This window comes from Cobetia sp. UCD-24C, from assembly GCF_001306765.1.
GTDB classification, from domain to species: domain Bacteria; phylum Pseudomonadota; class Gammaproteobacteria; order Pseudomonadales; family Halomonadaceae; genus Cobetia; species Cobetia amphilecti.
In genome coordinates this window covers 1-6458 of record NZ_LJTD01000022.1, presented here as the reverse complement: position 1 = coordinate 6458, position 6458 = coordinate 1, and the positions used below count along the sequence as shown (strand labels likewise).

Sequence of the window (6458 nt, the reverse complement as noted above, 5' to 3'; positions counted from 1 at the left end):
TCGCTGAGGGTGACCGTGGTTTGCAGACCATCGGTCAGCTCCTCGAGGTTCACGCCATTAAGGGCTTCGGTGATGGCCAGCGTCGGCGCAGACGGCGCGGTGATGTCGATGGCGACATCAATGCTGTTCGAGGCATCAGAGCTGTTGCCCGCCACATCGGTAATCACGGCTGTCGCGGCGTAGCTGCTGCCATCGGTCAGGTCGTCGGCGGCAATGGTCACGGCCACGTTGCCGGCCGTGATGTCGTCAGCGTCCAGCTCGACCGACGCGGTGATCACGTTCTCCGCGTCTGCGGCGTCGACCAGGGTGACGGTCACGGTGTCGCCGGCGATGGCTTCCTCGCTGAGGGTGACCGTGGTTTGCAGACCATCGGTCAGCTCCTCGAGGTTCACGCCATTAAGGGCTTCGGTGATGGCCAGCGTCGGCGCAGACGGCGCGGTGATGTCGATGGCGACATCAATGCTGTTCGAGGCATCAGAGCTGTTGCCCGCCACATCGGTAATCACGGCTGTCGCGGCATAGCTGCTGCCATCGGTCAGGTCGTCGGCGGCAATGGTCACGGCCACGTTGCCGGCCGTGATGTCGTCAGCGTCCAGCTCGACCGACGCGGTGATCACGTTCTCCGCGTCTGCGGCGTCGACCAGGGTGACGGTCACGGTGTCACCCGCGACGGCATCCTCGCTGAGGGTGACCGTGGTGGGCAGACCCGCGGCCAGTTCGGTGGCACTCACACCATCTACCGCTGCCTCGATGGCCAGCGTCGGCGCAGACGGCGCGGTGATGTCGATGGCGACATCAATGCTGTTCGAGGCATTAGAGCTGTTGCCCGCCACATCGGTAATCACGGCTGTCGCGACATAGCTGCTGCCATCGGTCAGGTCGTCGGCGGCAATGGTCACGGCCACGTTGCCGGCCGTGATGTCGTCAGCGTCCAGCTCGACCGACGCGGTGATCACGTTCGACGCGTCATCGCTGTCCACCAGGGTGACAGTCACGGTGTCACCCGCGACGGCATCCTCGCTGAGGGTGACCGTGGTTTGCAGACCATCGGTCAGCTCCTCGAGGTTCACGCCATTAAGGGCTTCGGTGATGGCCAGGGACGGCGCGCCCGGGGCAGTGGTGTCAACAGTGATGGCGATAGCGTCGGACGACACGCTGTCATTGCCGGCTGCATCGGTGGCAATGGCGGTGAAGGAATAGTCGCCATCGTCCAGTGCGATGGTCGGCGTGATGCTCCAGTTGCCGTCGGTGTCTGCCGTGGCGGTGCCCAGCACGGTGGCGCCGTTGTAGAGCGTGACGCTGCTGTCGGCTTCCGCGGTGCCGGAGGCGGTCGGGGCGGTGTCGTCGGTGCTGTCACCGTCGACTAGGTGGGCGAGCAGATCGCCGACGTTGTCACTGATGGTGGTGATGACCGGTGCCGTCGGGGCGGTCGCATCGATTGTCACGGCGCCCAGGTTCACGGCGTCGCTGACATTGCCGGCGACATCGGTCTGACGGATCTGCACGCTACCGTCGGCATAGCCGCCTTCGGCAAGGGTGAAGGTAGTGCCAGTGCCCGCAATCCAGGTCGTGCCACCGTTGGTGGTGTACTCCCAGGTCGCGTCGGCTTCCAGACCGCTGACGGTGACTTCGCCATTGCTGGTGATGCCGTCGTTCGTGATGTTGGTGTCTTCACTGAGCGCAAGGCTCGGCGCGTCAGGCACCGTGAGGTCACTGGTGGTGGTGCCGTCGGTCTCGAACGTATTGCCCGCCACATCGGTCACGGTCATCGAGACGGTGAGGGCGCCTTCGGTGAGCCCGGAAGTTGCGGTGCTCAGGTCCAGACCGGTTACGGACAGATTGCCGGCACCGTCGACCGTAATGTCAGTCGTGGCGACGGTGATCTCGTTGGCCGGATCGGCGCTGTCAGTGATGGTGATCACGACATTGCTGCTGTCGAGACCGGCCTCGATGCTGCCAGTCAGATCGACGGCGCTGATGTCTGCCAGATTGAGCAGGCCATCGTCACCATCGACGAAGGCGATGCTGCCCGTCGGGGTGGTGGTATCGACCGTCACGTCGCCCAGGTTCACGGCATCACTGACATTGCCGGCCACATCGGTCTGACGGATCTGCACGTCACCATCGGCGTAGACACCTTCGGCCAGCGTGAAGGAGGTGCCGGTGCCCGCGATCCAGTTGCTGCCGCCGTCGAGGGAATACTCCCAGCTGGCGTCGGCTTCCAGACCACTGACGGTGACCTCGCCATTGCTAGTGATGCCGTCGTCGGTGACGTTGGCGTCTTCACTCAGCGTGAAGCTCGGCGCGGCGATGGTCGCATCGACCGTCACGTCGCCCAGGTTCACGGCATCACTGACATTGCCGGCCACATCGGTCTGACGGATCTGTACAACGCCATCGGCGTAGACACCTTCGGCCAGCGTGAAGGTAGTGCCGGTGCCACCGATCCAGTTGCTGCCGCCGTCGAGGGAGTACTCCCAAGTGGCGTCGGCTTCCAGACCGCTGACGGTGACTTCGCCATTGCTGGTGATGCTGTCGTCGGTGACGTTGGTGTCTTCACTCAGCGTGAGGCTCGGCGCGGCGATGGTCGCATCGACCGTCACGGCGCCCAGGTTCACGGCATCACTGACATTGCCGGCCACATCGGTCTGACGGATCTGCACGTCACCATCGGCGTAGACACCTTCGTCCARCGTGAAGGTGGTGCCGGTGCCATCGATCCAGTTGCTGCCGCCGTCGAGGGAGTACTCCCAAGTGGCGTCGGCTTCCAGATCGCTGACGGTGACCTCGCCATTGCTGGTGATGACGTCATCAGTGATGTTGGTGTCGGCGGTGAGCGCAAGGCTCGGGGCGGCGATGGTCGCATCAACGGTTACGGCGCCCAGGCTGACCTCAGTGCTGACATTGCCGGCCACATCGGTCTGACGGATCTGCACGTCACCATCGGCGTAGACACCTTCGTCCAGCGTGAAGGTGGTGCCGGTGCCATCGATCCAGTTGCTGCCGCCGTCGAGGGAGTATTCCCAGCTGGCGTCGGCTTCCAGACCGCTGACGGTGACTTCACCATTGCTGGTGATGCGGTCGTCCGTGATGTTGGTGTCGGCTGTGAGCGCGAGGCTCGGTGCGTCGATGGTCGCATCGACCGTCACAGCGCCCAGGTTCACGGCGTTGCTGACGTTGCCGGCGACATCGGTCTGACGGATCTGCACGGCGCCATCGGCGTAAACACCTTCGTCCAGCGTGAAGGTGGTGCCGGTGCCATCGATCCAGTTGCTGCCGCCGTCGAGGGAGTACTCCCAAGTCGCGCCGGCCTCGAGGCCACTGACGGTGACTTCGCCATTGCTGGTGATGCCGTCGTCGGTGACGTTGGTGTCGGTGGTGAGCGCAAGGCTCGGGACTTCAGGTGCCGTGAGGTCACTGGTAGTGGTGTCGTCGGTCTCGAACGTATTGCCCGCCACATCGGTCACGGTCATTGAGACGGTGAGGGCGCCTTCGGTGAGACCGGAAGTTGCGGTGCTCAAGTCCAAACCGGTTACGGACAGATTGCCGGCATCGTCGACCGTAATGTCAGTCGTGGCGACGGTGATTTCGTTGGCCGGATCGGCGCTGTCAGTGATGGTGATCACGACATTGCTGCTGTCGAGACCGGCCTCGATGCTGCCAGTCAGGTCGACGGCGCTGATGTCTGCCAGATTGAGCAGGCCATCGTCACCATCGACGAAGGCGATGCTGCCAGTCGGAGCGGTCGCATCGACCGTCACGGCGCCCAGGTTGACGGCGTCGCTGACATTGCCGGCGACATCGGTCTGACGGATCTGCACAACGCCATCGGCGTAGACACCTTCGGCAAGGGTGAAGGTAGTGCCAGTGCCCGCAATCCAGGTCGTGCCACCGTTGGTGGTGTACTCCCAGGTCGCGTCGGCATCCAGACCGCTGACGGTGACTTCGCCATTGCTGGTGATGCCGTCGTTCGTGATGTTGGTGTCTTCACTCAGCGCAAGGCTCGGCGCGTCAGGCACCGTGAGGTCACTGGTGGTGGTGCCGTCGGTCTCGAACGTATTGCCCGCCACATCGGTCACGGTCATCGAGACGGTGAGGGCGCCTTCGGTGAGCCCGGAAGTTGCGGTGCTCAGGTCCAGGCCGGTTACGGACAGATTGCCGGCGCCGTCGACCGTAATGTCAGTCGTGGCGACGGTGATCTCGTTGGCCGGATCGGCGCTGTCAGTGATGGTGATCACGACATTGCTGCTGTCGAGACCGGCCTCGATGCTGCCAGTCAGATCGACGGCGATGATGTCTGCCAGATTGAGCAGGCCATCGTCACCATCGACGAAGGCAATGCTGCCCGTCGGAGCGGTCGCATCGACCGTCACGTCGCCCAGGTTCACGGTGTCGCTGACATTGCCGGCCACATCGGTCTGACGGATCTGCACGTCGCCGTCGGCGTAGACACCTTCGTCCAGCGTGAAGGTGGTGCCGGTGCCATCGATCCAGTTGCTGCCGCCGTCGAGGGAATACTCCCAGCTGGCGTCGGCTTCCAGAYCGCTGACGGTGACTTCGCCATTGCTGGTGATGCCGTCGTCGGTGACGTTGGTGTCGGTGGTGAGCGCAAGGCTCGGGGCGGCGATGGTCGCATCGACCGTCACGTCGCCCAGGTTCACGGCGTCGCTGACATTGCCGGCCACATCGGTCTGACGGATCTGCACAACGCCATCGGCGTAGACACCTTCGGCCAGCGTGAAGGAGGTGCCGGTGCCATCGATCCAGTTGCTGCCGCCGTCGAGGGAATACTCCCAGCTGGCGTCGGCTTCCAGACCACTGACGGTGACTTCGCCATTGCTGGTGATGCCGTCGTCGGTAATGTTGGTGTCTTCACTCAGCGCAAGGCTCGGTGCGGCGATGGTCGCATCGATCGTCACGTCGCCCAGGTTCACGGCGTCACTGACATTGCCGGCGACATCGGTCTGACGGATCTGCACGACGCCATCGGTGTAAACACCTTCGTCCAGCGTGAAAGTGGTGCCGGTGCCATCGATCCAGTTGCTGCCGCCGTCGAGGGAGTACTCCCAGCTGGCGTCGGCTTCCAGACCCCTGACGGTGACATCGCCATTGCTGGTGATGCCGTCGTCGGTAATGTTGGTGTCGGTGGTGAGCGCAAGGCTCGGAGCGTCAGGCACCGTGAGGTCACTGGTGGTGGTGCCGTCGGTCTCGAACGTATTGCCCGCCACATCGGTCACGGTCATCGAGACGGTGAGGGCGCCTTCAGTGAGCCCGGAAGTTGCGGTGCTCAGGTCCAGGCCGGTTACGGACAGATTGCCGGCGCCGTCGACCGTAATGTCAGTCGTGGCGACGGTGATCTCGTTGGCCGGATCGGCGCTGTCAGTGATGGTGATCACGACATTGCTGCTGTCGAGACCGGCCTCGATGCTGCCAGTCAGGTCGACGGCGCTGATGTCTGCCAGATTGAGCAGGCCATCGTCACCATCGACGAAGGCGATGCTGCCCGTCGGAGCGGTGGTATCGACCGTCACGTCGCCCAGGTTCACGACGTCACTGACATTGCCGGCCACATCGGTCTGACGGATCTGCACAACGCCATCGGCGTAGCTGCCTTCGGCGAGGGTGAAGGTGGTGCCGGTGCCATCGGTCCAGTTGCTGCCGCCGTCGAGGGAATACTCCCAGCTGGCGTCGGCTTCCAGACCACTGACGGTGACTTCGCCATTGCTGGTGATGCCGTCGTCGGTAATGTTGGTGTCAGCGGTGAGCGCGAGGGCCGGATTGGTGGGCACAGTAGTATCCACGGTAAGCGTGAACTCGCCAGACGGCATGCTTTCATTGCCGGCAGCATCTGTCGCGGTGACGCTGAAGACGTGATCGCCATCGGTGAGCTCAGTGCTCGGGGTATAGCTCCAGGCGCCATTGGCATCGGCGGTGACTGTCGCGATTTCCTCACCGTTGTGGGTGATGGTGACGGTGCTGCCGGCTTCGGCGCTGCCGGTCAGCGTCGGCGTCGCGTCATTGGTGCTGTCGCCGGAGGCGAGGGCACCGGTATCGGCTGCTACGTCGTCGGTCGCGGAGGTGATGGTCGGCGTGTTCGGCGCGGTAACGTCAGCATCTTCGGGCACATCAAGTGCCGCGGACGCTTCGCTTTCGTTTCCGGCCGCGTCGGTTGCCGTGGCTGTCAGAGTGCTGCCAGCTTCCTGCTCCGGTGAGAGCTCAACCGAGAAGTTGCCTTCTGCATCGACGACCGCGGTGCCTACAACATCATCGTTGGCATTGGTGATCTCGACCGTGCTGCCCGCTTCACCGGTCCCGGCGACGGTGGTGCCATCGGTCTCGCTCAGGACTGGCGCATCCGGCGCAGCGGTATCGACGGTGAGTGTGAACTCGCCAGAGGATGCACTTTCGTTACCGGCGGCATCGGTCGCTGTGACGCTGAAGACATGCTCGCCATCGGT

Annotated in this window: 1 protein-coding gene; it reads right to left on the bottom strand. The window is 63.6% G+C overall.

All coding sequences use genetic code 11. The features are described from left to right. On the bottom strand, positions 1-6458 hold a 6458-nt coding region (locus AOG28_RS17340), incomplete at both ends, for an Ig-like domain-containing protein (RefSeq protein ID WP_200906836.1).